Genomic DNA, 26,444 nt, shown 5'->3' with positions numbered 1-26,444 from the left:
GCCGCGCGCAGGGACTTGGGGGTGGGCAGGGGTTGGTAGGCCATATCGGGTTCAGATCGCGCCGCTGGCACGGAGTTGCGCGAGCCGCGCGGCGTCCGCGCCCAGCCACTCGGCCAGCACCTCGTCGGTGTGCTCGCCCATCAGGGGCGGGGGGCGGTCGTTGCGCACGGGGGTGGCGCTCATCTTGATGGGGCTGGCCACCAGGTCCACTGCGTCGGCCAGCGGGTGGTGCCAGGTGTGGACCATGCCTCGTTCGCGCACCTGCGGGTCGGCGAAGACCTCGGCCAGGTCGTTGATGGGGCCGCAAGGTACCTTGGCGGCCTCCAGCGCGGCCAGCCAGTCGGCCTTGCCGCGTGTCTTCATCACGGCCTCGAGCATCGGCACCAGCACGCCGCGGTGGCGCACGCGGTTCTGGTTGCGCGCGAAGCGCTCGTCACTGGCCAGCTCGGGACGGCCGGCCACCTCGCAGAACTTGGTGAACTGGCCGTCGTTGCCCACCGCCAGGATGATGTGCTGGGCATGGCCGTCGGCGTCCGGCGCCACCTCGAAGACCTGGTAGGGCACGATGTTGGCGTGCGCGTTCCCCGCGCGCCCCGGCACCTTGCCGTCCTCCCGCCCGCGCACCAGGTAGTTGGCGCCCAGGTTGGCCAGCATCGCCACCTGGGTGTCCAGCAGGGCCATGTCGATGTGCTGGCCTTCGCCGGTGCGCTCGGCGTGGCGCAGCGCGGCCTGGATGGCCACCGTCGAGTACAGCCCGGTGAACAGATCGGCCACCGCCACGCCCACCTTTTGCGGTCCGCCGCCGGGCAGATCGTCGCGTTCACCGGTGAGGCTCATCAGGCCGCCCATGCCCTGCACCGCGTAGTCGTAACCGGCGCGGTCCTTGTAGGGACCGGTCTGTCCGAAGCCGGTGATGGAGCAATACACCAGGCGCGGGTTGATCGCGCGCAGCGCAGCGAAGTCCAGGCCGTAGCGCGCCATGTCACCCACCTTGTAGTTCTCCACGAACACGTCGGCCTTGGCGGCCAGCTCGCGGATCAGCGCCTGGCCCTCGGGCCGCGACAGGTCGCAGGTGATGGAGCGCTTGTTGCGGTTGGCGCCCAGGTAGTAGGCCGCCTCGGCGGTGTCCTGGCCGTCGCGCCCGCGCAGAAAGGGCGGGCCCCAGCCGCGCGTGTCGTCGCCCCCGGGGTGGTTCGGCCCGCGCGGGCGCTCCACCTTCACCACGTCGGCGCCCAGGTCGGCCAGGGTCTGGGTGCACCAGGGGCCGGCGAGCACCCGGGAGCAGTCGAGGATGCGGATACCATCCAGTGCATTCATCCGTGCATTGTGNNNNGCTCGCCCACCTTCAACTGGCGCACCGTGCGCGCCGACGGCGCGCCCGTGCAGGCGCTCATGCCCTGCAAGCCCGACCGCGCCGAGCGTGAGGTGCCGCTGGGCGCCCTGAATGCCACGCTGCACATGCTGAGCTGCGACACCGGCGGCCTGACCTTCGCCGTGGCCTGGCTCGAGGCCGGCGACGCCGCGCGCGCAGCGCTCGCGCTCGACGCCTGGCGCCGCGCCACACTGGTGGCCGTACACGCCGACCCGGCCCTCGCCGACGACCCCGCCGCGTCATGGCCCGCCGCCGTGCCCGGCACCGATCGCGCCCTGGGCCTGCAGGCCGACGGGCGCGATCCCCGCGGCGAGCCCGTCACCGTGCGCGCACTGCACGCCGCGCAGGGCGGCCGACTCGTGCACGCGGCGATCTATGGCCGCGCCATCGACCCCGAACTCGCCTCGACTTTCTTCGAGGGCCTGCGACTGCCATGACGGATCACCCTCACCCACCTCAGGACAAGGGCCTGCTGAGCCCGCGCCTGGCGGTAACGGTCTTCCTCGTCTTCGCCGGCACCTACTTCCTGTCGGCCCTGGTGCGCGCCATCACCGCCACGCTGTCGCCCACGCTCAGCGCCGAGCTCTCGCTGACGCCGGGCGACCTCGGTCTGCTCGCGGGCGGCTATTTCTTCGGCTTCGCGCTCACGCAGCTGCCCATGGGCCGCTGGCTGGACCGGCACGGCCCCAAGCGCGTCGTGCTCGCCTTTCTGGCCATGGCGGTGGCGGGCTGCGCGGCCTTCGCGCTGGCGAGCAGCTTTGGCGGCCTGCTGTTCGCGCGCGTGCTCACCGGCATGGGGCTCAGCGCCTGCCTCATGGCGCCACTCACGGGCTTTCGCCGCTGGCTCCGGCCCTCGGTCCAACTGCGCGCCAACTCGTGGATGCTGATGACCGGCTCCATGGGCATGGTGGCGTCCACGCTGCCGGTGCAGTGGCTGCTGCCGGTGATGGGTTGGCGCGGCCTGTTCTGGGCACTGGCCGGGCTCTTCGTGCTGGCGATCGCGGTGCTGGCCTGGTCGGTGCCCGCCTGGTCGCGCGAGGCGCACGCCGCGGCACCCGCCGAGGGCGCGGCCGGCAGTGGCTACGCGCACATCTGGCGCCACCCCTATTTCCGCACCATGGTGCCGGTGGGCTTCGTCAACTACGGCGGCATGGTCGCGGTGCAGGCGCTGTGGGCCGGCCCGTGGATGGTGAACGTGGCGGGCTACACGCCCGGACAGGCCGCCACCGGCCTGTTCGCCATCAACCTGAGCATGCTGCTGGCTTTCTGGACCTGGGGCGTGGTGAACCCGCACCTGGCGCGCCGTGGCATCCGGCCCGAGTCCCTCATCGGCTGGGGCCTGCCCCTCAGCCTCGCCGTGATCGTTTCCATCGCCTGGCTCGGCCCTCGAGCAGGCTGGGGACTGTGGGCGCTCTTCTGTGTCGGCTCCACCTTCGTCTCGCTGTCGCAGCCCGCCGTGGCGCTGGCGCTGCCGCCTCAGGCCGCGGGCCGTGCGCTGTCGGCCTACAACCTGGTCATCTTCGGCGGCGTGTTCGTCCTGCAATGGGGCATCGGCCTGGCCATCGACGCGCTGAGCGTCTTCGGCTGGAGCGAGCCCGACCGCTACCGCGGCGCGGTGGGCCTGTTCGCCCTGTGCTGCGTGGCGGCCTACGCGGTCTTCTGGCGCGGCTGGCGCCGGATCGAGCGGGACCGCGCCGCTACACTGCGCGCATGAACGGCATCCTGCTGATCGCGCACGCACCGCTGGCCTCTGCCTTGCGGCAGTGCGTGCTGCATGTGTTCCCTGACGCGCAGGACGCGGTGGTGGCGCTGGACGTGCAACCCAACGTACCGCCCGAGGAAACGCTGGCGCAGGCACGCGCACTCATGGCCCAGATGGCTCGGCCGCAGACGCTGGTCGTCACCGACGTGTTCGGCGCCACGCCCTGCAACGTGGCCCAGCGCCTGGTCGACGGCGTGCGCAGCAAGCTCGTCTGCGGCGTCAACCTGCCCATGCTCCTGCGCACCGTGAGCTACCGCCACGAGTCGCTCGACGCCCTGATCTCGCGCGCCATCATCGGCGCCACGCAGGGCGTGATGCAGGTTGCCGTCACCGCTCCGCAAAACCAGGCCCGACGATCCACGCATGATCAAGACCACCGCGACCATCAGCAATAAGCTGGGCCTGCATGCCCGCGCTTCGGCCAAGCTCACCAAGCTGGCCGGCTCCTTCATCAGCGACGTGTGGATGCAGCGTGGCGAGCGACGCGTCAACGCCAAGAGCATCATGGGCGTGATGATGCTGGCCGCCGGCCTGGGCAGCACGGTGGACATCGAGACCGACGGCAGCGACGAGCGCGCCGCGATGGACGCGCTGCTCGCCCTCATCAACGACAAATTCGGCGAAGGCGAATGATGCCCCCACGCGCGCGCGGAGCGCCAGCATGACATTCAGCGTTCACGGTCTGGCGGTGTCCCGAGGCGTGGCCATCGGGCGGGCCGTGATCGTCGCCTCCAGCCGCGTGGACGTGGCGCACCGGCTGGTGGCGCCGCACGAGATCGAGGGCGAGATCGAGCGCCTGCGCCAGGCGCGCAAGTCGGTGGCCGAGGAGATCCTGCGTGTGCAGCAGGGCCTCGTCGGCCTGGGACAGGTCGACGCGCACCCCGAGCTGGCCGCGCTGCTCGACGTGCACCTCATGCTGCTGCAGGACGAGCAGCTCACCGACGGCGTGAAGCACTGGGTGCAAGACCGCCACTACAACGCCGAGTGGGCGCTGACCACGCAACTGGAGGTCATCTCGCGCCAGTTCGACGAGATGGAAGACCTCTACCTGCGCGAGCGCAAGGCCGACCTCGAGCAGGTGGTCGACCGCATGCTGCGCGCGATGCGCGGCCAGGCCGCGCCCATCGCGGCGCCCGCCGTCGCGGCCGAACGGGCGAGCAAGGACGAGCCGCTGGTGCTGATCGCGCACGACCTGTCGCCGGCCGACATGCTGCAGTTCAAGCAGAGCGTGTTCGCCGGCTTCGTCACCGACGTGGGCGGCAAGACCAGCCACACCGCCATCGTGGCGCGCAGCATGGACATTCCCGCCGTGGTGGGCGCGCGTTCGGCCAGCCACCTCATCCGCCAGGACGACTGGGTGGTGATCGATGGCGACGCCGGCGTGGTGGTGGTCGACCCGTCGCCCATCGTGCTGGCCGAGTACGGCTACAAGCAGCGCCAGGGCGAGGTCGAGCGCGAGAAGCTCTCGCGCCTGAAGAACACGCCGGCGGTCACGCTCGACGGAGAGAAGATCGAGCTGCTGGCCAATATCGAGCAGCCCGACGACGCGGCCGCCGCGCTCAAGGCCGGCGCCGCTGGCGTGGGTCTGTTCCGAAGCGAGTTCCTGTTCATGGGGCGCAACGGACAGTTGCCCGACGAGGAAGAGCAGTACCAGGCCTACCGCCGCGCCGTTGAAGGCATGCAGGGCCTGCCGGTCACCATCCGCACCGTGGACGTGGGGGCCGACAAGCCGCTGGACCGCAGCGTGGCGCGCCTGGACGACCACCTCAACCCGGCCCTGGGCCTGCGCGCCATCCGCTGGAGCCTGGCCGATCCGGGCATGTTCCTCGCCCAGTTGCGCGCCATCCTGCGCGCGGCCGCGCACGGGCCGGTGAACCTGCTCATCCCCATGCTGGCGCACGCGAGCGAGATCCGCCAGACCCTGGCGCTGGTGGACCGCGCGCGCGAACAGCTCGAGGCGGCCGGTGTGCCGCACGGATCGGTGAAGCTCGGCGCCATGATCGAAGTGCCGGCCGCCGCGCTCACCATTCCCCTGTTCCTGCGCCACTTCGACTTCCTGTCGATCGGCACCAACGACCTGATCCAGTACACCCTGGCCATCGACCGGGCCGACGAGGCCGTGTCCCACCTGTACGACCCCTTGCACCCGGCGGTGCTGCAACTGGTGGCCGCCACCATCGCGCAGGCGCGCGCCCAGGGCAAGGGCGTGAGCGTGTGCGGCGAGATGGCGGGCGACGTCACCATGACGCGCCTGCTGCTGGGCCTGGGGCTGCGCAGCTTTTCCATGCACCCCTCGCGCATCCTCGCGGTCAAGCAGCAGATCCTGCGCAGCGACACCGTCAAGCTCGCCAACTGGGCCAAGACCGTGCTGGCGGCCGATGACCCGGCCGCGCTGCTGGTGGACTGAGTCAGCGCGTGCGGGCGGCCAGCACCGCGGCGCCCACGATCATGGCCGCGGCCACCAGCACCGAGGCGCTGGGCCACTCGCCGCGCACCGCCAGCAGCGTGAAGGTCGACAGCAGCGGCGTCAGGAAGCTCAGCACGCCGATCTGGCGCGGGTCGCCGCGCTTGAGCGCCGCGTCCCACAGGAAGAAGGCGCCCCCCAGCGGGCCCAGGCCGAGCAGCGCGATCAGCCAGCCGTCCCGCAGGGACAAGGCCACCGATGGCTCCAACAAGGCATGGCACAGCAGCGCCAGCGCGCCCGAGGCGGCCGCGAAGCCCCCGATGGCCGCGGTGGGAAAGGCCATGACGCGCTTGGTGAGCAGGGAATACGTGGCCCAGATGAAGGCCGAGCCCAGCGCCGGCAGGTAGCCCCAGGCCCAGGTGACCCCGGTGCCGCCGTCTGCGCGGCCCAGGATGGCGAGCGCAGCGCCCGCGAAGCCGATCAGTGCCGCGATCACGTGGCGTGCGGTCAGCGTCACGCCCGGCAGCAGCAGCGGCGCCAGCACCACGATACCCAGTGGCCACAGGTAATTGACCAGGTTGGCCTGCACGGGCGGCGCATGGCGCAGCGCGATGAACAGCAGAAAGTGAAAGCCGAACAGGCCATAGACGCCCAGAGCCAGCGTGCCCGCCGGCACGCGCCAACGCCGCAGGTCGAAGCGCGAAAGTGGCAGCGCGATCAGGCTGCCCACCAGCAGGCCCAGGCCGGTGAGCAGAAAGGGCGGCACGTGCGACAGGGCCACGCCCAGCGCGGCGAGCGAAGCCCACAGCGCGATCGCGCCCAGGGCCAGCAGGTTGGCGGTACTCATCCGCCGATCATCGCGCGCGTCACCATCGCACGGCGCGGGTCCGTCGTCGCGGGGCGCGGGTCACGCGCGGTTCAGGCCCGCCGGCGCAGCGCGGCCGTCAGCGCCGAGGGTGAGCGGTAGCCGCTGCGCCGCGCTGCCTCTGCCACCGGCAGGCCCTGCGCGCGCAGCCGGCGCGCCTGGTCGAGTTGCAGCCCGCGCAACCACTGCTGGGTGCTCACACCGAACGCCTCGCGGCAGCGTGCCGCGAATTGCGCCGGACTGAGGTGCACACGCGCCGCCAGTTCGGCCACTTCCACGCGCTCCTCGGTCCAGCGTCCACTGGCCCAATCGGCGAGCGCCGCCCAGTCGATCTCACGGCGCGCGCGCCGGGGTGCGGCGGGCGCGGGCAGCCAGCTTTCCAGCAGCAGCGCCGGGCCCATGGTCTGGGTCCGGGGGAGGCCGCGCGAGCAGGCCTCGGCAAGGTAGCTGGCGAGCGCCAGCGTGGCCGGCGTCGGCGCGGTGCCGGCCAGGGCCCAGGCGCTGTCGTGGCTGTCCAGCACCAGGCAGCGCGCGCCCTGGCGCGACTCGAAATCGTGGCGTTCGCCCGGCGGCACCACGCAGCCCTGGCCAGCGCCGATGCGACACCCGCGTCCCGCCACTTCGAGCTCGAGCGCACCTTCCAGCCCCACCAGGACCTGGAAGTGCCCGTGGTCGTGGCTGCCGCGCGAGGCGCCGTAGGTGCGCACGCTCAAGGGGCCATTGGGGTGCGCGATGCGGCCCACGGTGGTGCCCTCAGGCCTTGTTCTTGCCTGCCACCAGGCGCATGCCCGGCATCAGGCGCGCGGCCAGTTCGGGCCGCTCCAGCGCGTAGTCCAGGTTCATGCGCGCAATCTCCACGTGCTCCTCGCCCAGCGCCTGGGCGCGCGAGCCCTGGCCGCGCTCGATGGCCTGCACCATGGCGTGGTGCGTGCGCTGGGCCAGGCGCATCCACTGCTGGCCTTCCTCCATGGACGACTGCATGGGCAGCATGGAACTGGGCGAAGCGAAGGGCATGGCGTCCAGCATGTCCATGATCCGGCGCAGCACCGAGTTGCCGCAGCCGTCCATGATGAGTTGATGGAAGCGGTCGTTGGCCTCCACATAGGCCGTGTAGTCGTCCAGCTCCATGGTCGGCTTGTTCACCGTCTGATCGCCTTGCTCCAGGCACTCGTGCAGTTCACGCAGCAGCTGGCGCGGCGCGCCTTCCTCGGCCAGCAGGCGCGCGGCGAAACCCTCGATCAGGCCACGCACGCGGATCGCGTCGGCGATCTGCTGCGAGGTGAAGCGGCGCATCTGGTAGCCGCCGCCGGGTGACGGTTCGATCAGCCCCTCGTGCTCCAGGCTGGCCAGGGCCAGGCGCACCGGCGTGCGCGAGGCGCCCAGCTTTTCCGCCAGCGGGATTTCGGCCAGGCGTTCACCGGGCACGAACTCGCCTTTGAGGATCAGGTCGCGCAGCTGGATCAGCACGCGGGATTGTTGGGAGTCCATGCGGTTGAACGAGGGATGGGGGCGAGGAATTCTAGGAGAGCAGGCCGCGGGTGCACGCCGCGCCCGCCGATTGGCATGCAAACTGCATGCAAGCCACTCATGAACAGACCTGCTGACCAGAAACTGCACCAAATTGGCGCCGGCAATGTGCGGGTTAACCCTTTGTTTTGAATAGATTCTGCCCAGTCAACTCGCCATCTGTCCAATTGTGTTGGTTTGATGAATTCAATTGCATACAATGCGGCGCCTCATGACACCCCGAGGAGCTCAGCCATGACCCGCACCGGAATCAAAGCCCCCCTGGTCATCGTCGGCGCCTCCTACGCCGGTCTGCAACTCGCCAGCAGCGCGCGTGAGCTGGGCTTCGAGGAGGACATCGTCATCGTTGGCGACGAGCCGCACCCGCCCTACCAGCGCCCGCCCCTGTCCAAGGGCTTGCTGACGGGCAAGGCCACGGTGGACCAGCTCTGGCTGCGCTCGCCCGAGTTCTATGCGCAGAAGCGCATCGAGCTGTGCCTGGGCCGCCGCGTCACCGCCCTGGACCCCGGCGCGCGGCGCCTCACGCTGGACGACGGCACCGTGCTGGAGCACGGCTGGCTGGCGTTGACCACCGGCGCCCGAGCCCGCGCCCTGCCGCTGCCCGGCGCCGATCTGGACGGCGTGCTGCCCCTGCGCACCCTGGACGATGCCCTGCGCGTGGCCGAGGCCGCCGCGTCGGCGCGCTCGGTCTGCGTCATCGGGGGCGGCTTCATCGGCCTCGAGGTGGCCGCCGCGCTGCGCGCCCGCGGCACCGAGGTGAGCGTGGTCGAGACCCAATCGCGTCTGCTCGCGCGCAGCATGCCGGCGCTGATGTCGGCCTTTGTCGAGAGCGCGCACCGCCAGCGCGGCGTGCAGGTGCTCACCGGGCGCGGTGTGCGCGGACTCGTCGGTGCCCATGGCCGCGTGGCGGCCGTGGAACTCGCCGACGGGCAGCGCATTGACTGCGATCTCGTGGTGTTGGGGATCGGCGTATGGCCCAACATCGAACTTGCCCGCGACGCCGGCCTCGCCGTGGACAACGGCATCGTGACCGACCCGCTGGGCCGCACCTCGGCAGAGCGCGTGCTGGCCGCGGGGGATGTGGCGGCCGTGGCGTCCGCGCCCGGCGCGCCGCGCGTGCGGCACGAATCCATCCAGGCCGCCACCGATGGCGCGCGCGCCGCTGCCAGCCTGATGGTGGACAAGCCCAGGCCCAACACCGCCGTGCCCTGGTTCTGGAGCGACCAGTTCGAACTGAAGTTCCAGATGGCCGGCGTGGCGCAGGCCGATGACCAGGCCGTGGTCCGCGGCGAGCCCGACAGCGGGCGCTTCAGCGTCTTCTACCTGCGCGACGGCGCCGTCGCCGCCGCACACAGCGTCAACCGCCCCGGCGAGCACCTGCTCAGCCGCCAGCTCATCGCGGCCGGCGCGCGCCTCGCGCCCGAAACCCTGGCCGATCCCGACAGCGACCTCAAGGCCGCCCTGGCGGCGTTGGCGGTGCCGGCCGCCGCCTGAGCAAGCGACGTTCCCTTCCTTCCATGTCCCACGGAGCCACCCGATGACCTTCACCAAACGACAAGCCATCGCCGCACTCGGCCTGGCCGGCCTCGGCGCCTTCGGCGCGCTGGGCGCCGCGCAGGCCGCCGAGCCGCTGCGCATCGGCCTCATCGCCACCTACTCCGGCCCCTACGCCGACTACGGCCGCCAGTTCGACGCCGGCGTCGCGCTCTTCCTGAAGGAGCGCCAGGGCCAGATCGCCGGCCGCCCGGTGGAGATCGTCAAGAAGGACACCGCCGGCCCCGCGCCCGACGCGGCCAAGCGCTTCGCGCAGGAACTGGTGGTGCGCGACAAGGTGAGCTTCATCACCGGCCTGGACTTCAGCCCCAACGCCTACGCGGTGGCGCCCATCGCCACCCAGGCCAGGTTGCCGGTCATCGTGGCCAACGCCTCGTCCTCGGCCATCACCACCAGCTCGCCCTACATCGCGCGCGTGTCGTTCACGGTGCAGCAGGTGTCCGACCCGATGGCCCGCTGGCTGGTGAAGAACGGTGTGAACAGCGTCTACACCGTGGTGGCCGACTACGCCTCGGGCGTGGACGCCGAAACCGCGTTCAAGAAGGCCTTCACCGCCGCGGGCGGAAAGATCGCCGGCGAACTGCGCACGCCGATGAACAACCCCGACTTCTCGGCCTACGTGCAGCGCATCAAGGACGCCAAGCCGCAGGCGGTGTTCTTCTTCTTCCCTTCGGGCGTCATGCCGCCCGCCTTCCTCAAGGTCTGGAAGGAGCGCGGCATGGAAGCCGCCGGCATCAAGCTCTTCGCCACCGGCGAAGCCACGGACGACAGCTACCTGGACGCCACCGGCGACGTGGCCCTGGGCCTGGTCACCAGCCACCACTACTCCTACGCCCACCCCTCGGCCAAGAACCAGAAGTTCGTGAAGGACTTCGAGGCGCAGTTCGGCAAGGCCATGCGCCCCAGCTACTTCGCCGTCTCGGCCTACGACGCGCTGTCCGCCATCGAGGCCGCCCTGGCCAAGACCAAGGGCGACACCAGCGGCGAGAAAGTGATGGAAGCCCTCAAGGGCCTGCAATTCGAGAGCCCGCGCGGCCCGGTGGAGATCGACGCCGCCACGCGCGACATCGTGCAGACCGTCTACATCCGCAAGACCGAGCGCGTGAACGGCCAGCTCGTCAACGTGGAGTTCGACCGGTTCGAGCGCGTGAAGGATCCGGCCAAGGCCGCTCCCTGACTCCCCCATGGCGATCGTGCTTTTCGACGGAGTGGCCTACGGCATGCTCCTGTTCCTCATCGCGGTGGGCCTGTCCATCACGATGGGACTGATGAACTTCGTGAACCTGGCCCACGGCAGCTTCGCCATGGTGGGCGGGTACGCCGCGGCGGTGCTGATGAGCCGCTACGGCCTGGGCTTCTACCCGGCGCTTGGCGCGGCCTTCGTGGCCGCGGCCCTGGTGGGCGCGCTGTTCGAGTGCCTGCTCTACCGCCGGCTCTACAAGGCGCACCCGCTCGACCAGGTGCTGCTGTCCATCGGCATCGTGTTCGTGTCGGTGGCGTCCTTCACCTTCTTCTTCGGGCCCACCATGCAGCCCTTCACGCTGCCCGAGTCGCTCGATGGCCGGCTCTCGCTGCTCGGCCTGGAGGTCAGCCGCTACCGCCTGTTCCTCATCGTCTGCGGCCTGGTGGTGCTGGCGGCGCTGCTGCTGGGCCTGGGCCGCACGCGCTACGGCGCCATGGTGCGCGCCGCGGTGGACAACCAGCGCGTGGCGGCCGGCACCGGCATCCAGGTGCAGCGCCTGTTCTTCCTCACCTTTTCGCTGGGCTGCGGCCTGGCGGGCCTGGGTGGCGCGCTCAGCCTGGGCATGCTGGGGCTGGAGCCCAGCTTCCCGCTGAAGTACCTCGTGTACTTCCTCATCGTGGTCTGCGTCGGCGGCGCCGGCACCATCACCGGCCCCTTCGTGGCTGCGCTGCTGGTGGGCATCGTCGACATGGCGGGCAAGTACTACCTGCCCGAAGCGGGCGCCTTCCTCATCTACGTGGTCATGATCGTGATGCTGCTCGCGCGACCGAACGGGATCATCCCCCGAAAGGGCCTGGCATGACGCCCATCACCCTCACGCCCGCGCACACGCGCATTGCCGAGGCGCTCTTCTGGCTCGGCCTGGCCTCGTGCTACGTCCTCCTGCCCGAGCACCTGAGCCTGATGAGCCAGATCCTCATCTTCGGCCTGTTCGCCGTGTCGCTGGACATGGCGCTGGGCTACGCCGGCATCCTGACCGTGGGCCACGCCGCCTTCTTCGGCGCCGGCGCCTACGCGGCCGGCCTGCTGGCCAAACACGGCTGGGGCGAGCCCTTCTCGGGCGTGCTGATGGCGCTGGCGGTGTGCGTGCTGCTGGGCTATCTGCTCAGCGCCCTGGTGGTGCGCGGCACCGACCTGGCGCGGCTGATGATCACCATCGGCGTGTGCATGCTGCTGGCCGAGCTGGCCAACCGGCTCTCGGGCATCACCGGCGGCACCGACGGCCTGCAGGGCATGGTGGTCGAGCCGCTGTTCGGCCGCTTCGAGTTCGACCTCTTCGGCCAGACCGCCTTCCTCTACGCCTTCGCCATGGTGTTGCTGGTGTTCCTGGGCGTGCGGCTGATCCTGAAGTCGCCCTTCGGCCTCACGCTGCGCGGCATCCACGACAGCCGCAAGCGCATGCTGGCCATCGGCTCGCCGGTGGACGCGCGCCTGCGCCTGGCCTATGCGCTGTCGGCCGGCGTGGCCGGCATCGCAGGCGCCCTGCTCGCGCAGACCACGCAGTTCGTCGGCATCGAGTCGATCGGCTTCAACCGCTCGGCCGAGATCCTGATCATCCTGGTGCTGGGCGGCACGGGGCGCCTGTACGGTGGCCTCGTCGGCGCCATCGTCTACATGCTGGTACACGACTGGTTCGCCGACATGAACCCGCAGTACTGGCAGTTCTGGCTGGGCATCTTCCTCATCGCCGCGGTGCTGCTGGGCCGCGGCGGCATCATGGGCGCGCTCTCGCGCCTGTTCAGGACGCAAGAGGAGGCCGCGCGATGAGCACCGCTGCCCTGCAGACCCACGGACTGGGCATTTCCTTCGGCGCCTTCCACGCTGTCAGCGGCGTGAGCCTCTCGCTGGAGCCCGGCGCGCGCCAGGCCCTCATCGGCCCCAACGGCGCCGGCAAGACCACGCTGATCAACCTGCTCACGGGCATCTACAAGCCCTCGGCCGGGCGCGTGCTCATGAACGGCGAGGACGTGACCGCGCTGTCGGCCGACCGGCGCGCGCGCCGCGGCCTGGCCCGCACCTTCCAGATCAATACGCTGTTCCCCAGCCTCACGCCGCTGAGCTCGGTGGTGCTAGCGATCAGCGAGCGCGAAGGCCTGGGTGCCGTGTGGTGGCGCCCGCTCAAGCGCCACACCGCCGTCTACCACGAGGCGCACGAGCTGCTGGCCCGTCTGAAACTGAGCGCCCTGGCCAACGTGCCCGTGGCCGAGCTGCCCTACGGCAAGCAGCGCCTGCTGGAGATCGCGCTGGCCATGGCCGCGAAGCCGCGCATCCTGCTGCTCGACGAGCCCGCCGCCGGCGTGCCCGAGGACGAGAGTGGCGAGCTCTTCGAGGTCATCGATGCGCTGCCGGCGGACATCAGCGTCCTCTTCATCGAACACGACATGAAACTGGTTTTCCGCTTCGCGCGCCGCATCTCGGTGCTGGTCACCGGGCAGGTGCTCACCGAGGGCACGCCGGCCGAGATCGGCCGCGACCCGCGCGTGCGCGAGGTCTACCTGGGCCAGGCGCACACGCAGGCCGTGCAGGCGATTCCCGCGGAGGTGGCGCATGGCTGAGCTGCTGGCGTTCGACGGCGTGGTGGCCGGCTACGGCAACGCCGTCGTGTTGCACGAACTGGGCTTCGCGCTGGAGGAGGGCCAGAGCCTGGCCGTGCTGGGCCGCAACGGCGTGGGCAAGACCTCGCTGCTGGAAACCCTGATGGGCAACACCCGCGTGATGCGCGGTGCCGTGCGCTGGGCCGGGCAGGACATCACGCGCTGGCCCGCGCACCGGCGCGCCGCCGCCGGCCTGGGCTGGGTGCCGCAGGAGCGTGAGGTCTTTCCCTCGCTCACGGTGGAGGAGAACCTCACCGTCATCGCGCGCAAGGGGCCCTGGAACCTGCAGCGCGTGTACGAGCTGTTCCCGCGCCTGCGCGAACGTCGCGGCAACTACGGCAACCAGCTCTCGGGCGGCGAGCAGCAGATGCTGGCCATCGGCCGCGCGCTGATGACCAACCCGCGCCTGCTGCTGCTCGACGAGCCGATGGAGGGCCTGGCCCCCATCGTCGTGGAAGAGCTCGCGGTCTCGATCCGCCGGCTCTGCGAGCAGGAGGGCCTGGCCTCCATCGTGGTCGAGCAGCACCCCGTGCTGGCGCTGGAGATGACGCACCAGGCCATCGTGCTGGAGCGAGGCACCGTGGTGCACGCCGGGCCGAGCGCGGCGCTGGCGGACGACGCGGGCTTGCTCGAAGGCCTGCTGGGTGTCGGCATCGCCGAGACCGCCTGATTCCCCGGATCCCCTCCCGGGCGCCCCCGCGCACCCGGTGTTCAACCCCTCGATAGGAAACCCGACATGCCGTTCCCCTTCAAGCAAGTCCTTGGCGGCGCATTGGCCGCACTGAGCCTGGCCGCTTCGCCCTTCGCCTTCGCGCAGGACGTCGTGCGCGTCGGCGTCATCGCCGAGATGTCCGGCCCCTTCGCCGAATTCGGCAAGCAGATGCAGGCCGGCATCCAGGCCTACCAGAAGATGCACGGCGACAGCGTGGCCGGCAAGCGCGTGGAGGTGGTGATCAAGGACGTGGGCGGGCCCAACCCCGACGCGGCCAAGCGCATCGCCACCGAACTCGTGGTGCGCGAGAAGGTGAACGTGCTCGCGGGCTTCGGCTTCACGCCGAACGCGCTGGCCGTGGCGCCCATCGCCACCCAGGCCAAGGTGCCCATGATCGTGATGAACGCGGCCGCCGGCGGGCTCACCGCCAAGTCGCCGTACATGGTGCGCACGTCGTTCCACTATCCCGAGACCGTGCCGCCGATCGCGCAGTGGGCCATCAGGCAGGGCGCGAAGAAGGCCTACGTGATCGTGGCCGACTACTCGCCGGGCCACGACGCCGAGGCCGCCTTCATCGCCGCCTTCAAGAAGGCCGGCGGCGAGATCGTGGGCAATGTGCGCACGCCGCTGATGACGCTGGACTTCGCGCCCTACATCCAGCGCGTGAAGGACGCCAAGCCCGACGTGCTGTTCTCCTTCGTCAACGGCGGCGACGTCGCGCCGGCCTTCATCAAGGAGTTCCGCGACAAGGGCCTGGACGCGGCGGGCATCAAGCTCATCGGCACCGGCGACATCGTCGACGAAGCCTTGGTCGAAGCCATCGGCGAGCGCGGCGTGGGCATCACCACCGTGTACCCCTATTCCATGCACCACAAGTCCGATCTGAACGAACGCTTCGTGCGCGAGTTCAAGGCGCAGCGCGACCCGAAGTCGCGCCCCACCATCATGGGCGTGGCGGCCTACGACGGCATGGCCGCGCTGTACGCGGCCCTGGCCAAGACCGGTGGCAAGGCCGACGGGCCCACGCTGATCGCCGCGCTCGCCGGCCTGAAGATCGACAGCCCGCGCGGCAGCCTCACCATCGACAAGGACACGCGCGACGTGGTGCACGACCAGTACATCCGCCGCTTCGAAAAGCAGGGCGACACGTTCTACAACGTCGAGTTCGAAACCTTCAAGGCGCAGCCCTGATGGCCGGCGACGCCCTGTCACTGGACATTGCCGGGCTCACGGCGGCCTATCGCGACGGTCGGCTGCATCCCTCGGCGGTGGTGGAGCAGCTCTTCGCCGCCATCGCAGCCGACACGCGCGGCCTCAACGCCTTCTGCCTGCTCGACCGCGCGGCGGCCGAGCGCGAGGCCGAGGCCTCGGGCCGGCGATGGCGTGAAGGGCGCCCGCTGTCGGTGCTGGACGGCGTGCCCGTGTCCATCAAGGACCTGGTGAACGTGGCGGGCTGGCCCACGCGGCGCGGCTCGCTCGGCGGCAGCGAGGAGCCCGTGCCGCAGGACGCGCCCGGCGTGACGCCACTGCGCGCGGGGGGCGCGGTGCTGTTCGGCAAAACCACCACCACCGAATTCGGCTGGACCGTGGGTTCGTCGAACCCGCAGGCCGGCACCACGCGCAACCCCGCGGCGCCGGGGCGTGAGGTGGGCGGCTCCAGCAGCGGTGCGGCCGCGCAGGTGGCGGCCGCCTGGGGGCCGCTGGCCCTGGGCAGCGACGCCGGGGGCTCGGTGCGCCTGCCGGCGTCGTGGACTGGCACCGTGGGCTTCAAGCCCAGCTTTGGCGCCATTCCGCTCGCGCCGGCCAGCGCCTTCGCCGAGTTTGCGCACCTGGGCACGTTCACGCGATCGGTGGCGGATGCGGCTTTGGCCATGCAGGTGCTGTCGCGGGCCGATGCGCGCGACCCCTCGTCACTGTTCGTGCGCGGCGAGGCGCCTGCCGATCGGCCGCTGCGCATCGCATGGGCCCTCTCGCTCGGTTCGTCGCGGGCCGTGCAACCGGATGTGGCCGGGGCTGTGCGGGCGCTGGTGCGGCGCCTGGCCGACGCGGGGCACACGGTGATCGACTGGCCCGAGTCCACGAACGACCGCGCCGAGGACATGTGGCGCGTGTGGACCTCGCGCATCCACGAGTCCTTTGTCGACTGGAGCGACACGCAGCGCGCGCGACTGTCGCCGGGCCTGCAGGCGGCGTACGAGCAGGGCGCCACGCAATCGGCGGCCGAGCTGGCGCGTGCCCGCGCGCGGCTGCGCGCCATGGCGGACGCGCTGGCGCAGCGCTTCACCGACATCGACCTGCTGGTCACGCCCAGCACGCCGGGCGCCGCGCCGCCATTGGGCGAGGTGGGCGGTGGCGCCTGGTTCGAGGCCGTGGGCGGCTTCACCTACCCGTTCAATCTCTCGCAGCAGCCGGCGCTGAGCCTGCCGCTGGGCACCGACGCCGAGGGCGCGCCGTTCGGCGTGCAACTGGTGGGGCCGCGCTTTCACGACGCGGCGGTGCTGAGGGCCGGCGCGCGCGTCGAGGCGCTGCTGGCGCAGGGCCGCTGAGCGGCGCCGCGGCGGGCCGGGGCCGGCCGCTCAGCCCCGGTCGGCCTGCGCCGGCTCGGCCATCGCCTCCAGCACGCCGTGCGCCTGCTGGTCGGCGTGGTAGCTGCTGCGCACCATGGCGCCCACCGCGGCGTGGGTGAAGCCCATCTCGTAGGCCTTGGCCTCGAACATCTTGAAGGTGTCCGGGTGCACGTACCGGCGCACCGGCAGGTGGTGGGTGCTGGGCGAGAGGTACTGGCCGATGGTGAGCATGTCGATGTGGTGGTCGCGCATGTCCTGCATCACCTGCAGGATCTCTTCATCGGTCTCGCCCAGGCCGACCATGATGCCGCTCTTGGTGGGCACGTGCGGGAACAAGGCCTTGAACTTCTTGAGCAGGTTCAGGCTGAAGGCGTAGTCGGAGCCCGGGCGCGCTTCCTTGTACAGGCGCGGCGCGGTTTCCAGGTTGTGGTTCATCACGTCCGGCGGCGCGGCCTTCAGGATCTCCAGCGCACGGTCGTCGCGGCCGCGGAAGTCGGGCACCAGCACCTCGATGGTGGTCTCGGGCGAGCGTTCGCGGATCTGGCGGATGCACTCCACGAAATGGCCCGCGCCGCCGTCGCGCAGGTCGTCGCGGTCCACGCTGGTGATCACCACGTACTTGAGCTTGAGCTGGGCGATGGTCTTGGCCAGGTTCACCGGCTCGTCCGCATCCAGCGGGTCGGGGCGGCCATGGCCCACGTCGCAGAACGGGCAGCGGCGCGTGCACTTGTCGCCCATGATCATGAAGGTGGCCGTGCCCTTGCCGAAGCACTCGCCGATGTTGGGGCAGCTCGCTTCTTCGCACACCGTCACCAGCTTGTTGCTGCGCAGGATGTCCTTGATCTCGTAGAAGCGGGTGCTGGGGCTGCCCGCCTTCACGCGAATCCACTCCGGCTTCTTGAGCGTCTCGGCCGGCACGATCTTGATGGGGATGCGCGCGGTCTTGGCCTGGCTCTTCTGCTTGACGGTGGGGTCGTAGGTGGTGCTCATGGCGGTGGGGGCGGTGACGGGCTCAGGGGGCGAGCAGTGCGCCGAGCTTCTGGCTCAGGACCGGGGCCGCGTCGTCCCAGGTGACGGGGACGCCGATTGTAGAAAGGTCCACCGTTTCAAGCCCGGCGTAGCCGCACGGGTTGATACGCTGGAAGGGTTGCAGGTCCATGGCCACGTTCAGCGCCACGCCGTGGTAGGTGCAATGGCGGCTCACCTTGATGCCCAGCGCGGCGATCTTGCCCAGGCCTGTGAAGTCGGGCGAGGGTGGCGGGCTGCCGGGCTCGCGCCGCGCCGGTGCCTGCGGCAGGCGCGCGTGGCCGCGTGGGTCGTCCAGTCGCACATAGATGCCGGGGGCGCCGGCCACTCGGTGGCCGGTCACGCCGAAGTGGTCCAGCGTGCGGATCACCGCTTCCTCGATGCGGTAAACGTACTCCTTGACGAAGTAGCCCGCGCGCTGCAGGTCCATCAGTGGATAGGCCACCACCTGGCCAGGCCCGTGGTACGTGACCTGGCCGCCGCGGTTGGTGGGCACGACCTCGATGTCGCCGGGGGCGAGCAGGTGGTCCTGTTGGCCCGCCAGGCCTTGCGTGAACACGGGTAGGTGCTCGCAGATCCAGAGCTCGTCGGGCGTGCCGGTCGTGCGCGCGGCCGTGAAGGCCTGCATGGCCTCGTAGGTGGGGCGGTAGGCGACACGGCCCAGCGCGCGGATGTCCATGGCGTCAGAGAACCACTTTGACCATGGGATGCGTGGTCAGCGTGCGGTACACCTCGTCGAGCTGCTCGCGGCTGGTGACGAACACGGCGACGGTCAGGCCCATGTAGTTGCCGGCCTTGCTCGGGCGGCGCTCCAGCGTGGTGGCGTCGAAGGAGGGATCGAAGTTGCGCACGATCTCCACGATGGCCTCGGCGAAGCCCTCGACGTTCTCTCCCATCACCTTGATCGGGAAATGCGTGGGGTAGGTGATGAGCGACTGCTCGGGCGGGATCTCGGGTGGCGTGTCCATGGCGGGGTCTCAGGTGGATTGCTCGGCCACGGCGCGCTGGTAGGCCGCCAGCAGGCGTGCGCCCACGGGTCCGGGCTGGCCGTTGCCCACGGGGCGGCCGTCGAGCGTGGTGATCGGCAGCACCTCCTTGGTGGCCGAGGACAGCAGCAGCTCGTCGGCCGCGAGCACCTCGTCGCGCGAGACGCGGCGCAGCTCGAAGGGGATGCCGTTGTCGCGGCAGATCGATTCGATCAGGCCGTAGCGGATGCCCTCCAGCACCAGGTGGTCCTTGGGCGGACCCATCACGGTGCCGTTTTTCACCACCCAGACGTTGCTGGCCGCGGCTTCGCTCAGGAAGCCCTCGCGGAACATCACGGTCTCCAGCGCACCGGCGTCAGCGCTGATCTGGCGCGCGAACACCGCGCCCAGCAGGCTGGTGCTCTTGATGTGCGCCTTCTGCCAGCGAAAGTCGTCGGCCGTCACGCAGGCCACGCCGCGCGCGCGCTGCTCGGCCGTGGGCAGCTTCATCTCGCCGGCCATCACGAACACCGTGGGCGTCAGGTCGGGGATCATCACGTGGTCGCGTGGCGCCACGCCGCGCGTCACCTGCAGGTAAATCAACTGGTTCGCCACGCCCGCGGCCTGGCGGTCGGCGATCAGGCGGCGCGCGATCGCCAGCCATTGCTCGCGCGTGTGCGGGTTGGCGATGCGCAGCTCGCGCAGCGAGCGGTCCAGCCGGTCCATGTGCTCGGTGAAGCGGAAGACGCGCCCGCCGTAGGCCGGCAGCACCTCGTAGACGCCGTCACCGAAGATGAAGCCGCGGTCGAGCACGCTGATGCGCGCGTCGCGCAGGGGGCTGTACTCACCATTCAGGAAGCACAGCGAATCGGGCAGGGGAGGGTTCATGTCGGGATTATCCGGCCGGGTGTTTTCGCCCGCGTGCGACCGCCCCCGAGCCTTGACTGGCCCATCGGGTTTCTACGTATAATCAATGGCTTTGCGAACCTGACCGGTCCGTCATTCCTGCGTCATTTGCCTTGTCGACCCATGCTGCCAGCCAAGCCGACACCGCCCTTGAACGATGACGATCCAGATGGGGCGCAAGAACCCGAATTCAAGCCGTTGACGCGCGATGAAGCGCGGCAGTGGCGCGCCAACCAGCCGGGGTTTTCGCTCTGGCGGTTGGTGGGGGTGCAGTGGCTGGTGGGGCTGCTCGCCGCCGCGGTTGCCGCCTTGCTCACGCAGTCGGTCGCCGTCGCGGTGTCGGTCCTGTACGGCGCGGCAACGGTGGCGATTCCCTCGGCCCTCATGGCCTACGGATTGAGCTCCAGCGCCTTGTCCCGACTCGCGTCGGGCTTTGCGCAGGCCGCGCTGGTCGGTTTCCTGTTCTGGGAGGGCGTGAAGGTCCTGCTGTCGGTGGCCCTCCTGGCTGCGGCGGTCTGGATCCTGCCCGAGCCGAACTGGATCGGGCTGCTGATCGGGCTGGTGTTGGTTCTCAAGGTCTACTGGTTCGGGGCGCTGCTCCAGGCCCGCAGGCCGGTCACAAACGGTTGACGCTCCGCGTTTTGGTGCACACGAATGGCTGCTGAAGGCACTCTGACCCCTGGCGAATACATCCGCCACCACCTGGTTCACCTGACGAACCACAAGCAGTCGTCCATCGTCGATTTCTCCGTGATCAATGTGGACTCGGTGGTCGTCAGCAGCGTGCTGGGCCTGCTCATGTGCGTCGTGCTGTGGCTGGCCGCGCGCAAGTCCACCGCCGGCGTCCCGGGCCGTTTCCAGGCTGCCGTCGAGATCCTGGTGGAAATGGTGGACAACCAGGCCAAGGCCGTGATCCACAACGCCACCAGCCGCAAGCTCATCGCTCCTCTCGCCCTGGCCGTGTTCGTCTGGATCTTCCTGATGAACTTCATGGACATGATTCCGGTCGATCTGCTGCCCCAGATCTGGCANNTCAAGGACTACCTGCGCGTCGTGCCCACGGCCGACCTGTCCACCACCCTGGGCCTGTCCGTCTCCGTTCTGCTGCTTTGCCTGTTCTACAACATCAAGATCAAAGGCCTGGGCGGCTGGGCGCACGAATTGGTGTCCGCGCCCTTCGGCACCAGCAAGAACCCCCTGTGGGCGCTGTTGCTGGGCGTGGTCAACTTCCTGATGCAAATGATCGAGTTCGTGGCGAAGACCGTTTCGCACGGCATGCGGTTGTTTGGCAACATGTTCGCGGGTGAGCTGGTGTTCATGCTGATCGCGCTGCTGGGTGCCTATGCCACCCTCTCGCTCGGCGGTGGACTCTTCTTCGTCGGACACCTGATCGCCGGCACGGTGTGGACCTTGTTCCACATCCTGGTCATCACCTTGCAGGCGTTCATCTTCATGATGCTGGCCCTCATCTACCTGGGGCAGGCGCATGACGCTCACTGACGCGGCCGTCCTGGACGCGCTCGGGTAATTTCGTTCCTTTTCTCAATCAACAAACTTCCATCTCAACAGGAGTCAACATGGAAAACGTTCTGGGTCTCGTCGCGCTGGCTTGCGGCCTCATCGTCGGTCTGGGCGCCATTGGCGCTTCCATCGGTATCGCGCTGATGGGCGGCAAGTTCCTCGAGTCCTCGGCCCGTCAGCCCGAGCTGATGAACGACCTGCAGACCAAGATGTTCATTCTGGCCGGCCTGATCGACGCGGCCTTCCTGATCGGCGTGGCCATCGCCCTGCTGTTCGCCTTTGCCAACCCCTTCACCCTGTAATCGGTTGGTCGGTGCCCGCGCGGGTGCGGTCAACGTGGTGAGCGGACGCGTGCTCCGCCACCATGCCCAGCCGTCCGCCGGGTCGCCGGTGTGTTTCCCCCATAGTCCCCACAGAAAGGCGTTGCGATGAACATCAATGCAACCCTCTTTGCGCAGGCCATCGTCTTCGCGATCCTGATCTGGTTCACGATGAAGTTCATCTGGCCGCCGATCGCAAAGGCACTCGATGAGCGCGCGCTGAAGATTTCCGAAGGCCTCGCCGCCGCCGAAAAGGCCAAGACCGAACTCGCCGTCGCGAACAAGCGCGTCGAGGCCGAGCTCAGCCAGTCGCGCAACGAATCGGCCACCCGTCTGGCCGATGCCGAGCGCCGTGCCCAGGCCCTGATCGAAGAAGCCAAGGCCCGGGCCAACGACGAGGCCGCCAAGATCGTCGCCGCAGCCCGCCAGGAAGCCGAGCAGCAAGTGATCAAGGCCCGAGAGGCCTTGCGCGAGCAGGTGGCCGCGCTGGCCGTCAAGGGCGCCGAGCAGATCCTGCGCAAGGAAGTCAACGCCGGCGTTCACGCCGACCTGCTCAACCGCCTCAAGACCGAGCTCTGATCGAGCGCACAGGAACGACGACCATGGCCGAAATCGCCACCATTGCCCGTCCCTATGCGGAAGCGCTGTTCCAGGCGTGCGGCCAGGATGCCGCCGGTACGGCGCTCTGGCTCGACGGGCTGGCCGCCGTGGCTGCCGATGCGCAGCTGCTGCAGTACGCCGACAGCCCCAAGGTCACGCCGCAACAGGTGTTCGACCTGATCGCTGGCGTGCTCAAGAACCCGCTGCCGACCGCCGGCCAGAACTTCCTGCGCACGGTCATCGACAATGGCCGTCTGGCTGCCCTGCCCGAGATCGCTGCCCAATTCCGCGCGCTCAAGAACGCCCGGCAGGGCTCGTTCGACGCCACGGTCTACAGCGCGTTCGCCATCGAGCCGTCGGCACTCGCCGACCTGTCGGCCGTGCTGGAGAAGCGTTTTGCCCGCAAGCTCAACCTGCAGGTTCAACTGCAGCCCGAGCTCATCGGGGGCATCCGCGTGGTGGTGGGTGACGAGGTGCTGGACACCTCCGTCAAGGCCCGCCTGGAACAGATGAAAGTGGCCCTCACGGCCTGATGGCCCTGACCCGCCCGCGCCGCATACCAATCAACGAAAGAAGGAAAGAGTCATGCAACTCAATCCCGCCGAAATCTCCGAACTGATCAAGTCGCGCATCGAAGGTCTGGCCGCCAGCGCCGACGTGCGCAACCAGGGCACCGTGGTGTCGGTCACCGACGGCATCGTGCGCGTGCACGGCCTGTCCGACGTGATGCAGGGCGAAATGCTGGAATTCCCGGCCAACAAGGACGGCGTGCCTTCCTTCGGTCTGGCGCTCAACCTCGAGCGCGACTCCGTCGGCGCCGTGGTGCTGGGCGAGTACGAACACATCTCGGAAGGCGACACCGTCAAGTGCACGGGCCGCATCCTGGAAGTGCCCGTGGGCCCCGAGCTCGTGGGCCGCGTGGTGAACGCCCTCGGCCAGCCCATCGACGGCAAGGGCCCGGTCAACGCCAAGATGACCGACGTGATCGAGAAGGTCGCCCCGGGCGTGATCGCGCGTCAGTCGGTTGACCAGCCGGTGCAGACCGGCCTGAAGTCGATCGACTCGATGGTGCCCATCGGCCGCGGCCAGCGCGAGCTGATCATCGGCGACCGCCAGACCGGCAAGACCGCCGTCGCGATCGACACGATCATCAACCAGAAGGGTCAGAACGTGATCTGCATCTACGTCGCCATCGGCCAGAAGGCGTCGTCGATCAAGAACGTGGTGCGTGCCCTGGAGCAGGCGGGCGCGATGGACTACACCATCGTCGTCGCGGCCTCGGCCTCCGAATCGGCCGCCATGCAGTACCTCGCGCCCTACTCGGGCTGCACCATGGGCGAGTACTTCCGCGACCGCGGCCAGCACGCCCTGATCGTGTACGACGACCTGTCCAAGCAGGCCGTGGCCTACCGCCAGGTCTCGCTGCTGCTGCGCCGCCCGCCGGGCCGCGAGGCCTACCCGGGCGACGTGTTCTACCTGCACAGCCGCCTGCTCGAGCGCGCCGCGCGTGTCAACGCCGACTACGTCGAAGCCTTCACCAAGGGTGAAGTCAAGGGCAAGACCGGCTCGCTGACCGCACTGCCCATCATCGAAACGCAAGCCGGCGACGTGTCGGCCTTCGTGCCGACCAACGTGATTTCGATCACCGACGGCCAGATCTTCCTGGAGACCGGTCTGTTCAACGCCGGCATCCGTCCCGCCATCAACGCGGGTATCTCGGTGTCTCGCGTGGGTGGTGCGGCCCAGACCAAGCTGATCAAAGGCCTGTCCGGCGGTATCCGTACCGACCTGGCGCAGTACCGCGAACTCGCGGCCTTCGCCCAGTTCGCGTCCGACCTCGACGAAGCCACCCGCAAGCAGCTCGACCGCGGCGCCCGCGTCACCGAACTGCTCAAGCAGGCCCAGTACAGCCCGCAGTCCATCAGCCTGATGGCTTCCTCGCTGTTCGCCGTCAACAAGGGCTTCCTTGACGACGTGGACGTGAAGAAGGTGCTGGCCTTCGAATCGGGCATGCATGCCTTCCTGAAGGACAAACACGCCGCGCTGCTGAGCAAGCTGCAGAACGACAAGGCCATGGACAAGGACGCCGAAGCCCAGCTGTCGGCCGCCATCGCCGAGTTCAAGAAGACCGGCACGTACTGATCGCCCCAGGGCCAACCAGGAGCAGCGATGGCAGCAGGCAAGGAAATCCGCGGCAAGATCAAATCGGTGGAAAACACCAAGAAGATCACCAAGGCCATGGAGATGGTCGCCGCCTCCAAGATGCGCAAGGCGCAGGACCGCATGCGCGCGGCCCGGCCTTACGCCGAGAAGGTGCGCCAGATTGCGGGCAACCTGAGCAAGGCGAACCCGGAGTACACGCATCCCTTCATGGAGGCGAATGACGGCAAGACCGCCGGCTTCGTCGTCGTGACCACCGACAAGGGCCTCTGTGGTGGTCTCAACACCAACGTGTTGCGCGCCGCCACCAACGAGTTCAAGGCCTTGCAGGCCAGTGGCACCGGCATCGAGGTCGTGGCCATCGGCAACAAGGGACTGGGCTTCATGAACCGCGTCGGCGCCAAGGTGGCGTCCAGCGTGGTCGGCCTGGGTGACACGCCCCACCTCGAGAAACTCATCGGTCCCGTGAAGGTGCTGCTCGACGCGTACACCGAAGGTCGCGTCAAGAGCGTTCACCTGGTCTACACCCGCTTCATCAACACGATGAAGCAGGAGGCCGTGGTGCAGCAACTTCTGCCCCTGACGGCCGAAAACCTGCAGGAAGGCGCGGGCGGCCGCGACTGGGACTACATCTACGAACCCGACGCGGCCACCGTCATCGACGAGCTGCTGCTGCGCTACGTGGAAGCCCAGGTCTATCAGGCTGTGGCCGAGAACATGGCGTCCGAGCAGTCCGCGCGCATGGTGGCCATGAAGGCCGCGACCGACAACGCGGGCAACGTGATCAGCGAACTCAAGCTCGTCTACAACAAGACCCGCCAGGCCGGCATCACCAAAGAGCTGTCCGAGATCGTCGCCGGCGCCGCTGCCGTCTAAGGTCCGCGCCCCTCCGAATCCAGAGAAAACAGAAGGTAAACATCATGTCTCAAGTGCAAGGCAAGATCGTCCAGTGCATCGGCGCCGTCGTGGACGTGGAATTCCCGCGCGACCAGATGCCCCGCGTGTACGACGCGCTGAAGATGGAGGGCTCGGCCCTCACGCTGGAAGTCCAGCAGCAGCTCGGTGACGGCGTGGTGCGCACCATCGCCCTGGGCTCCTCCGACGGCCTGCGCCGCGGCATGCTGGTGAGCAACACCAATGCCCCCATTACCGTCCCCGTGGGCAAGGCCACGCTGGGCCGCATCATGGACGTGCTGGGCAACCCCATCGACGAGCGCGGCCCGGTCGACCAGGCCCTCACCGCCTCCATTCACCGCAAAGCCCCGGCCTACGACGAGCTGTCTCCCTCGCAGGAACTGCTCGAGACCGGCATCAAGGTGATCGACCTGATCTGCCCCTTCGCCAAAGGCGGCAAGGTGGGTCTGTTCGGTGGCGCCGGCGTGGGCAAGACCGTGAACATGATGGAGCTCATCAACAACATCGCCAAGGCGCACTCGGGTCTGTCCGTGTTCGCCGGCGTGGGGGAGCGCACCCGCGAGGGCAACGACTTCTATCACGAGATGGCCGACTCCGGCGTCGTGAAGCTGGACAACCTGGCCGAGTCGAAAGTGGCCATGGTGTACGGCCAGATGAACGAGCCCCCGGGCAACCGCCTGCGCGTCGCCCTGACCGGTCTGACCATGGCCGAATCGTTCCGCGACGAAGGCCGTGACGTGCTGTTCTTCGTGGACAACATCTACCGCTACACGCTGGCCGGTACCGAAGTGTCCGCTCTGCTGGGCCGCATGCCCTCCGCCGTGGGCTACCAGCCGACGCTGGCCGAAGAAATGGGCCGCCTGCAGGAGCGCATCACCTCCACCAAGGTCGGCTCGATCACCTCGATCCAGGCCGTGTACGTGCCCGCGGACGACCTGACCGACCCTTCGCCCGCCACGACCTTCGCTCACTTGGACTCCACCGTGGTGTTGAGCCGTGACATCGCGGCGCTGGGCATCTACCCCGCCGTGGACCCGCTGGATTCCACCAGCCGCCAGCTCGACCCGCTGGTCGTGGGCGAGGAGCACTACAGCACCGCCCGCGCCGTGCAGGGCACCCTGCAGCGCTACAAGGAACTGCGCGACATCATCGCCATCCTGGGCATGGACGAACTGTCCCCCGAGGACAAGCTGGCCGTGGCCCGCGCCCGCAAGATCCAGCGTTTCCTGTCGCAGCCCTTCCACGTGGCCGAGGTGTTCACCGGTTCGCCCGGCAAGTACGTGCCGCTGGCCGAAACCATCCGCGGCTTCAAGGTGATCATCGCGGGCGAATGCGACCACCTGCCCGAGCAGGCCTTCTACATGGTCGGCACCATCGACGAGGCCGTCGAGAAGGCCAAGAAGCTGGCGGCGGGCTGATCGGCGCCTGCCT

General features: G+C 69.1%; 28 protein-coding genes. 20 read left to right on the top strand and 8 right to left on the bottom strand.

The annotated features are described in order from the left end of the window. Positions 1 to 51: 51 nt before the first annotated feature. Entirely contained in the window at positions 52 to 1,317 is a 1,266-nt protein-coding gene (locus tag GTO19_RS21825) for a CaiB/BaiF CoA-transferase family protein (RefSeq protein WP_291024923.1), read from the bottom strand. A gap of 488 nt (positions 1,318 to 1,805) precedes the next feature. Between GTO19_RS21825 and GTO19_RS21820 the strand changes: the two genes are divergently transcribed. From GTO19_RS21820 to ptsP, 4 genes are read left to right on the top strand one after another with little or no spacing between them, the layout of a single operon-like run. Continuing rightward, on the top strand, positions 1,806 to 3,086 hold the full coding sequence (locus GTO19_RS21820; RefSeq protein ID WP_291024921.1) for an MFS transporter: 1,281 nt from the start codon (positions 1,806 to 1,808) through the stop codon (positions 3,084 to 3,086). Beyond that, the gene (locus tag GTO19_RS21815) at positions 3,083 to 3,529 is read left to right on the top strand and encodes a PTS fructose transporter subunit IIA (RefSeq protein WP_291024919.1); all 447 of its coding nucleotides are present in this window, start codon (positions 3,083 to 3,085) and stop codon (positions 3,527 to 3,529) included. Before GTO19_RS21820 ends, GTO19_RS21815 begins: the two co-directional genes overlap by 4 nt. Then, a complete protein-coding gene (locus GTO19_RS21810) occupies positions 3,498 to 3,767 on the top strand; it encodes an HPr family phosphocarrier protein (RefSeq protein WP_291024917.1) in 270 nt (89 codons plus the stop codon). Before GTO19_RS21815 ends, GTO19_RS21810 begins: the two co-directional genes overlap by 32 nt. A gap of 28 nt (positions 3,768 to 3,795) precedes the next feature. After that, complete coding sequence (gene ptsP / locus GTO19_RS21805; RefSeq protein WP_291024915.1) at positions 3,796 to 5,541, top strand: phosphoenolpyruvate--protein phosphotransferase; 1,746 nt, start codon at positions 3,796 to 3,798, stop codon at positions 5,539 to 5,541. A 1-nt stretch (position 5,542) separates the two neighbouring features. Here ptsP and GTO19_RS21800 read toward each other — a convergent pair whose 3' ends face one another. From GTO19_RS21800 to GTO19_RS21790, 3 genes are all read right to left on the bottom strand, one after another. Beyond that, entirely contained in the window at positions 5,543 to 6,385 is an 843-nt protein-coding gene (locus tag GTO19_RS21800; protein ID WP_291024913.1) for a DMT family transporter, read from the bottom strand. Between the two features lie 71 nt (positions 6,386 to 6,456). Continuing rightward, the gene (locus GTO19_RS21795) at positions 6,457 to 7,146 is read right to left on the bottom strand and encodes an AraC family transcriptional regulator (RefSeq protein ID WP_291024911.1); all 690 of its coding nucleotides are present in this window, start codon (positions 7,144 to 7,146) and stop codon (positions 6,457 to 6,459) included. A gap of 10 nt (positions 7,147 to 7,156) precedes the next feature. Continuing rightward, positions 7,157 to 7,891: a GntR family transcriptional regulator gene (locus tag GTO19_RS21790; RefSeq protein WP_291024909.1), complete on the bottom strand. Its 735-nt coding sequence runs from the start codon at positions 7,889 to 7,891 to the stop codon at positions 7,157 to 7,159. A 273-nt stretch (positions 7,892 to 8,164) separates the two neighbouring features. Between GTO19_RS21790 and GTO19_RS21785 the strand changes: the two genes are divergently transcribed. The 8 genes from GTO19_RS21785 (at position 8,165) to GTO19_RS21750 (ending at position 16,579) form a co-directional block, all read left to right on the top strand. After that, on the top strand, positions 8,165 to 9,424 hold the full coding sequence (locus GTO19_RS21785) for an FAD-dependent oxidoreductase (RefSeq protein WP_291024907.1): 1,260 nt from the start codon (positions 8,165 to 8,167) through the stop codon (positions 9,422 to 9,424). Positions 9,425 to 9,467: 43 nt separating this feature from the next. Further along, complete coding sequence (locus GTO19_RS21780; RefSeq protein WP_291024905.1) at positions 9,468 to 10,661, top strand: ABC transporter substrate-binding protein; 1,194 nt, start codon at positions 9,468 to 9,470, stop codon at positions 10,659 to 10,661. 7 nt (positions 10,662 to 10,668) lie between these two features. After that, entirely contained in the window at positions 10,669 to 11,529 is an 861-nt protein-coding gene (locus GTO19_RS21775; RefSeq protein WP_291024903.1) for a branched-chain amino acid ABC transporter permease, read from the top strand. Further along, positions 11,526 to 12,494 (top strand): branched-chain amino acid ABC transporter permease, encoded by a 969-nt coding sequence (locus GTO19_RS21770; protein WP_291024901.1) that lies wholly within the window; start codon positions 11,526 to 11,528, stop codon positions 12,492 to 12,494. Before GTO19_RS21775 ends, GTO19_RS21770 begins: the two co-directional genes overlap by 4 nt. After that, a complete protein-coding gene (locus GTO19_RS21765; protein ID WP_291024899.1) occupies positions 12,491 to 13,282 on the top strand; it encodes an ABC transporter ATP-binding protein in 792 nt (263 codons plus the stop codon). Before GTO19_RS21770 ends, GTO19_RS21765 begins: the two co-directional genes overlap by 4 nt. Beyond that, positions 13,275 to 13,991 (top strand): ABC transporter ATP-binding protein, encoded by a 717-nt coding sequence (locus GTO19_RS21760; protein ID WP_291024897.1) that lies wholly within the window; start codon positions 13,275 to 13,277, stop codon positions 13,989 to 13,991. Before GTO19_RS21765 ends, GTO19_RS21760 begins: the two co-directional genes overlap by 8 nt. 66 nt (positions 13,992 to 14,057) lie before the next feature. Beyond that, on the top strand, positions 14,058 to 15,224 hold the full coding sequence (locus GTO19_RS21755; RefSeq protein ID WP_291024895.1) for an ABC transporter substrate-binding protein: 1,167 nt from the start codon (positions 14,058 to 14,060) through the stop codon (positions 15,222 to 15,224). Then, the gene (locus tag GTO19_RS21750) at positions 15,224 to 16,579 is read left to right on the top strand and encodes an amidase family protein (RefSeq protein WP_291024893.1); all 1,356 of its coding nucleotides are present in this window, start codon (positions 15,224 to 15,226) and stop codon (positions 16,577 to 16,579) included. The genes GTO19_RS21755 and GTO19_RS21750 overlap by 1 nt, the downstream gene beginning before the upstream one ends. 30 nt (positions 16,580 to 16,609) lie before the next feature. On the opposite strand, the gene lipA is transcribed toward GTO19_RS21750, so the two are convergent. Genes lipA through GTO19_RS21730 form a run of 4 tightly spaced genes read right to left on the bottom strand, consistent with a single transcriptional unit; the run spans position 16,610 to position 19,479 of the window. Further along, positions 16,610 to 17,590 carry a lipoyl synthase gene (lipA, locus tag GTO19_RS21745; RefSeq protein ID WP_291024891.1) on the bottom strand — a complete coding sequence of 327 codons (981 nt, stop codon included), beginning with the start codon at positions 17,588 to 17,590 and terminating at the stop codon, positions 16,610 to 16,612. A 22-nt stretch (positions 17,591 to 17,612) separates the two neighbouring features. After that, positions 17,613 to 18,305, bottom strand: coding sequence for a lipoyl(octanoyl) transferase LipB (gene lipB, locus GTO19_RS21740; protein ID WP_291024889.1), 693 nt, complete (start codon positions 18,303 to 18,305; stop codon positions 17,613 to 17,615). Between the two features lie 4 nt (positions 18,306 to 18,309). Beyond that, positions 18,310 to 18,594 (bottom strand): DUF493 family protein, encoded by a 285-nt coding sequence (locus tag GTO19_RS21735; RefSeq protein ID WP_291024887.1) that lies wholly within the window; start codon positions 18,592 to 18,594, stop codon positions 18,310 to 18,312. Positions 18,595 to 18,603: 9 nt separating this feature from the next. Next, positions 18,604 to 19,479 carry a D-amino acid aminotransferase gene (locus GTO19_RS21730; protein ID WP_291024885.1) on the bottom strand — a complete coding sequence of 292 codons (876 nt, stop codon included), beginning with the start codon at positions 19,477 to 19,479 and terminating at the stop codon, positions 18,604 to 18,606. A 168-nt stretch (positions 19,480 to 19,647) separates the two neighbouring features. Here GTO19_RS21730 and GTO19_RS21725 point away from each other — a divergent pair, with 168 nt between their 5' ends. The 8 genes from GTO19_RS21725 (at position 19,648) to atpD (ending at position 26,431) form a co-directional block, all read left to right on the top strand. Beyond that, positions 19,648 to 20,127, top strand: a complete 480-nt coding sequence (locus GTO19_RS21725) for an ATP synthase subunit I (protein WP_291024883.1) — start codon at positions 19,648 to 19,650, stop codon at positions 20,125 to 20,127. Between the two features lie 24 nt (positions 20,128 to 20,151). Further along, positions 20,152 to 20,997, top strand: a complete 846-nt coding sequence (gene atpB, locus GTO19_RS21720) for a F0F1 ATP synthase subunit A (protein ID WP_291024881.1) — start codon at positions 20,152 to 20,154, stop codon at positions 20,995 to 20,997. Positions 20,998 to 21,074: 77 nt separating this feature from the next. Then, the gene (gene atpE, locus GTO19_RS21715; protein ID WP_009519254.1) at positions 21,075 to 21,320 is read left to right on the top strand and encodes a F0F1 ATP synthase subunit C; all 246 of its coding nucleotides are present in this window, start codon (positions 21,075 to 21,077) and stop codon (positions 21,318 to 21,320) included. A 126-nt stretch (positions 21,321 to 21,446) separates the two neighbouring features. Beyond that, positions 21,447 to 21,917, top strand: coding sequence for a F0F1 ATP synthase subunit B (locus GTO19_RS21710; protein ID WP_291024874.1), 471 nt, complete (start codon positions 21,447 to 21,449; stop codon positions 21,915 to 21,917). 23 nt (positions 21,918 to 21,940) lie between these two features. Further along, positions 21,941 to 22,471 carry a F0F1 ATP synthase subunit delta gene (locus GTO19_RS21705; RefSeq protein ID WP_291024871.1) on the top strand — a complete coding sequence of 177 codons (531 nt, stop codon included), beginning with the start codon at positions 21,941 to 21,943 and terminating at the stop codon, positions 22,469 to 22,471. A 52-nt stretch (positions 22,472 to 22,523) separates the two neighbouring features. Then, positions 22,524 to 24,080 (top strand): F0F1 ATP synthase subunit alpha, encoded by a 1,557-nt coding sequence (atpA, locus tag GTO19_RS21700; RefSeq protein WP_291024869.1) that lies wholly within the window; start codon positions 22,524 to 22,526, stop codon positions 24,078 to 24,080. A gap of 27 nt (positions 24,081 to 24,107) precedes the next feature. Next, positions 24,108 to 24,974: a F0F1 ATP synthase subunit gamma gene (atpG, locus tag GTO19_RS21695; protein ID WP_291024867.1), complete on the top strand. Its 867-nt coding sequence runs from the start codon at positions 24,108 to 24,110 to the stop codon at positions 24,972 to 24,974. A gap of 44 nt (positions 24,975 to 25,018) precedes the next feature. Further along, positions 25,019 to 26,431, top strand: coding sequence for a F0F1 ATP synthase subunit beta (gene atpD / locus GTO19_RS21690; RefSeq protein ID WP_291024865.1), 1,413 nt, complete (start codon positions 25,019 to 25,021; stop codon positions 26,429 to 26,431). Positions 26,432 to 26,444: the final 13 nt, after the last annotated feature.

It is taken from the genome of Hydrogenophaga sp., assembly GCF_011772445.1.
In the GTDB taxonomy this organism is placed as follows: domain Bacteria; phylum Pseudomonadota; class Gammaproteobacteria; order Burkholderiales; family Burkholderiaceae_C; genus Hydrogenophaga.
Note: the sequence above shows the minus strand (reverse complement) of the source record. Positions and strands in the feature narration are given on the sequence as shown.

Coding starts and splice junctions, on each gene's coding strand:
- GTO19_RS21785 (WP_291024907.1), top strand. CDS start 8,165: ATGACCCGCACCGGAATCAAAGCCCCCCTGGTCATCGTCGGCGCCTCC.
- GTO19_RS21765 (WP_291024899.1), top strand. CDS start 12,491: ATGAGCACCGCTGCCCTGCAGACCCACGGACTGGGCATTTCCTTCGGC.
- atpG (WP_291024867.1), top strand. CDS start 24,108: ATGGCAGCAGGCAAGGAAATCCGCGGCAAGATCAAATCGGTGGAAAAC.
- atpE (WP_009519254.1), top strand. CDS start 21,075: ATGGAAAACGTTCTGGGTCTCGTCGCGCTGGCTTGCGGCCTCATCGTC.
- GTO19_RS21790 (WP_291024909.1), bottom strand. CDS start 7,891: ATGGACTCCCAACAATCCCGCGTGCTGATCCAGCTGCGCGACCTGATC.
- GTO19_RS21730 (WP_291024885.1), bottom strand. CDS start 19,479: ATGAACCCTCCCCTGCCCGATTCGCTGTGCTTCCTGAATGGTGAGTAC.
- GTO19_RS21750 (WP_291024893.1), top strand. CDS start 15,224: ATGGCCGGCGACGCCCTGTCACTGGACATTGCCGGGCTCACGGCGGCC.
- GTO19_RS21760 (WP_291024897.1), top strand. CDS start 13,275: ATGGCTGAGCTGCTGGCGTTCGACGGCGTGGTGGCCGGCTACGGCAAC.
- GTO19_RS21735 (WP_291024887.1), bottom strand. CDS start 18,594: ATGGACACGCCACCCGAGATCCCGCCCGAGCAGTCGCTCATCACCTAC.
- atpA (WP_291024869.1), top strand. CDS start 22,524: ATGCAACTCAATCCCGCCGAAATCTCCGAACTGATCAAGTCGCGCATC.
- lipA (WP_291024891.1), bottom strand. CDS start 17,590: ATGAGCACCACCTACGACCCCACCGTCAAGCAGAAGAGCCAGGCCAAG.
- GTO19_RS21755 (WP_291024895.1), top strand. CDS start 14,058: ATGCCGTTCCCCTTCAAGCAAGTCCTTGGCGGCGCATTGGCCGCACTG.
- GTO19_RS21770 (WP_291024901.1), top strand. CDS start 11,526: ATGACGCCCATCACCCTCACGCCCGCGCACACGCGCATTGCCGAGGCG.
- GTO19_RS21810 (WP_291024917.1), top strand. CDS start 3,498: ATGATCAAGACCACCGCGACCATCAGCAATAAGCTGGGCCTGCATGCC.
- GTO19_RS21710 (WP_291024874.1), top strand. CDS start 21,447: ATGAACATCAATGCAACCCTCTTTGCGCAGGCCATCGTCTTCGCGATC.
- GTO19_RS21815 (WP_291024919.1), top strand. CDS start 3,083: ATGAACGGCATCCTGCTGATCGCGCACGCACCGCTGGCCTCTGCCTTG.
- GTO19_RS21780 (WP_291024905.1), top strand. CDS start 9,468: ATGACCTTCACCAAACGACAAGCCATCGCCGCACTCGGCCTGGCCGGC.
- GTO19_RS21820 (WP_291024921.1), top strand. CDS start 1,806: ATGACGGATCACCCTCACCCACCTCAGGACAAGGGCCTGCTGAGCCCG.
- atpD (WP_291024865.1), top strand. CDS start 25,019: ATGTCTCAAGTGCAAGGCAAGATCGTCCAGTGCATCGGCGCCGTCGTG.
- GTO19_RS21825 (WP_291024923.1), bottom strand. CDS start 1,317: ATGAATGCACTGGATGGTATCCGCATCCTCGACTGCTCCCGGGTGCTC.
- GTO19_RS21705 (WP_291024871.1), top strand. CDS start 21,941: ATGGCCGAAATCGCCACCATTGCCCGTCCCTATGCGGAAGCGCTGTTC.
- lipB (WP_291024889.1), bottom strand. CDS start 18,305: ATGGACATCCGCGCGCTGGGCCGTGTCGCCTACCGCCCCACCTACGAG.
- GTO19_RS21800 (WP_291024913.1), bottom strand. CDS start 6,385: ATGAGTACCGCCAACCTGCTGGCCCTGGGCGCGATCGCGCTGTGGGCT.
- GTO19_RS21775 (WP_291024903.1), top strand. CDS start 10,669: ATGGCGATCGTGCTTTTCGACGGAGTGGCCTACGGCATGCTCCTGTTC.
- ptsP (WP_291024915.1), top strand. CDS start 3,796: ATGACATTCAGCGTTCACGGTCTGGCGGTGTCCCGAGGCGTGGCCATC.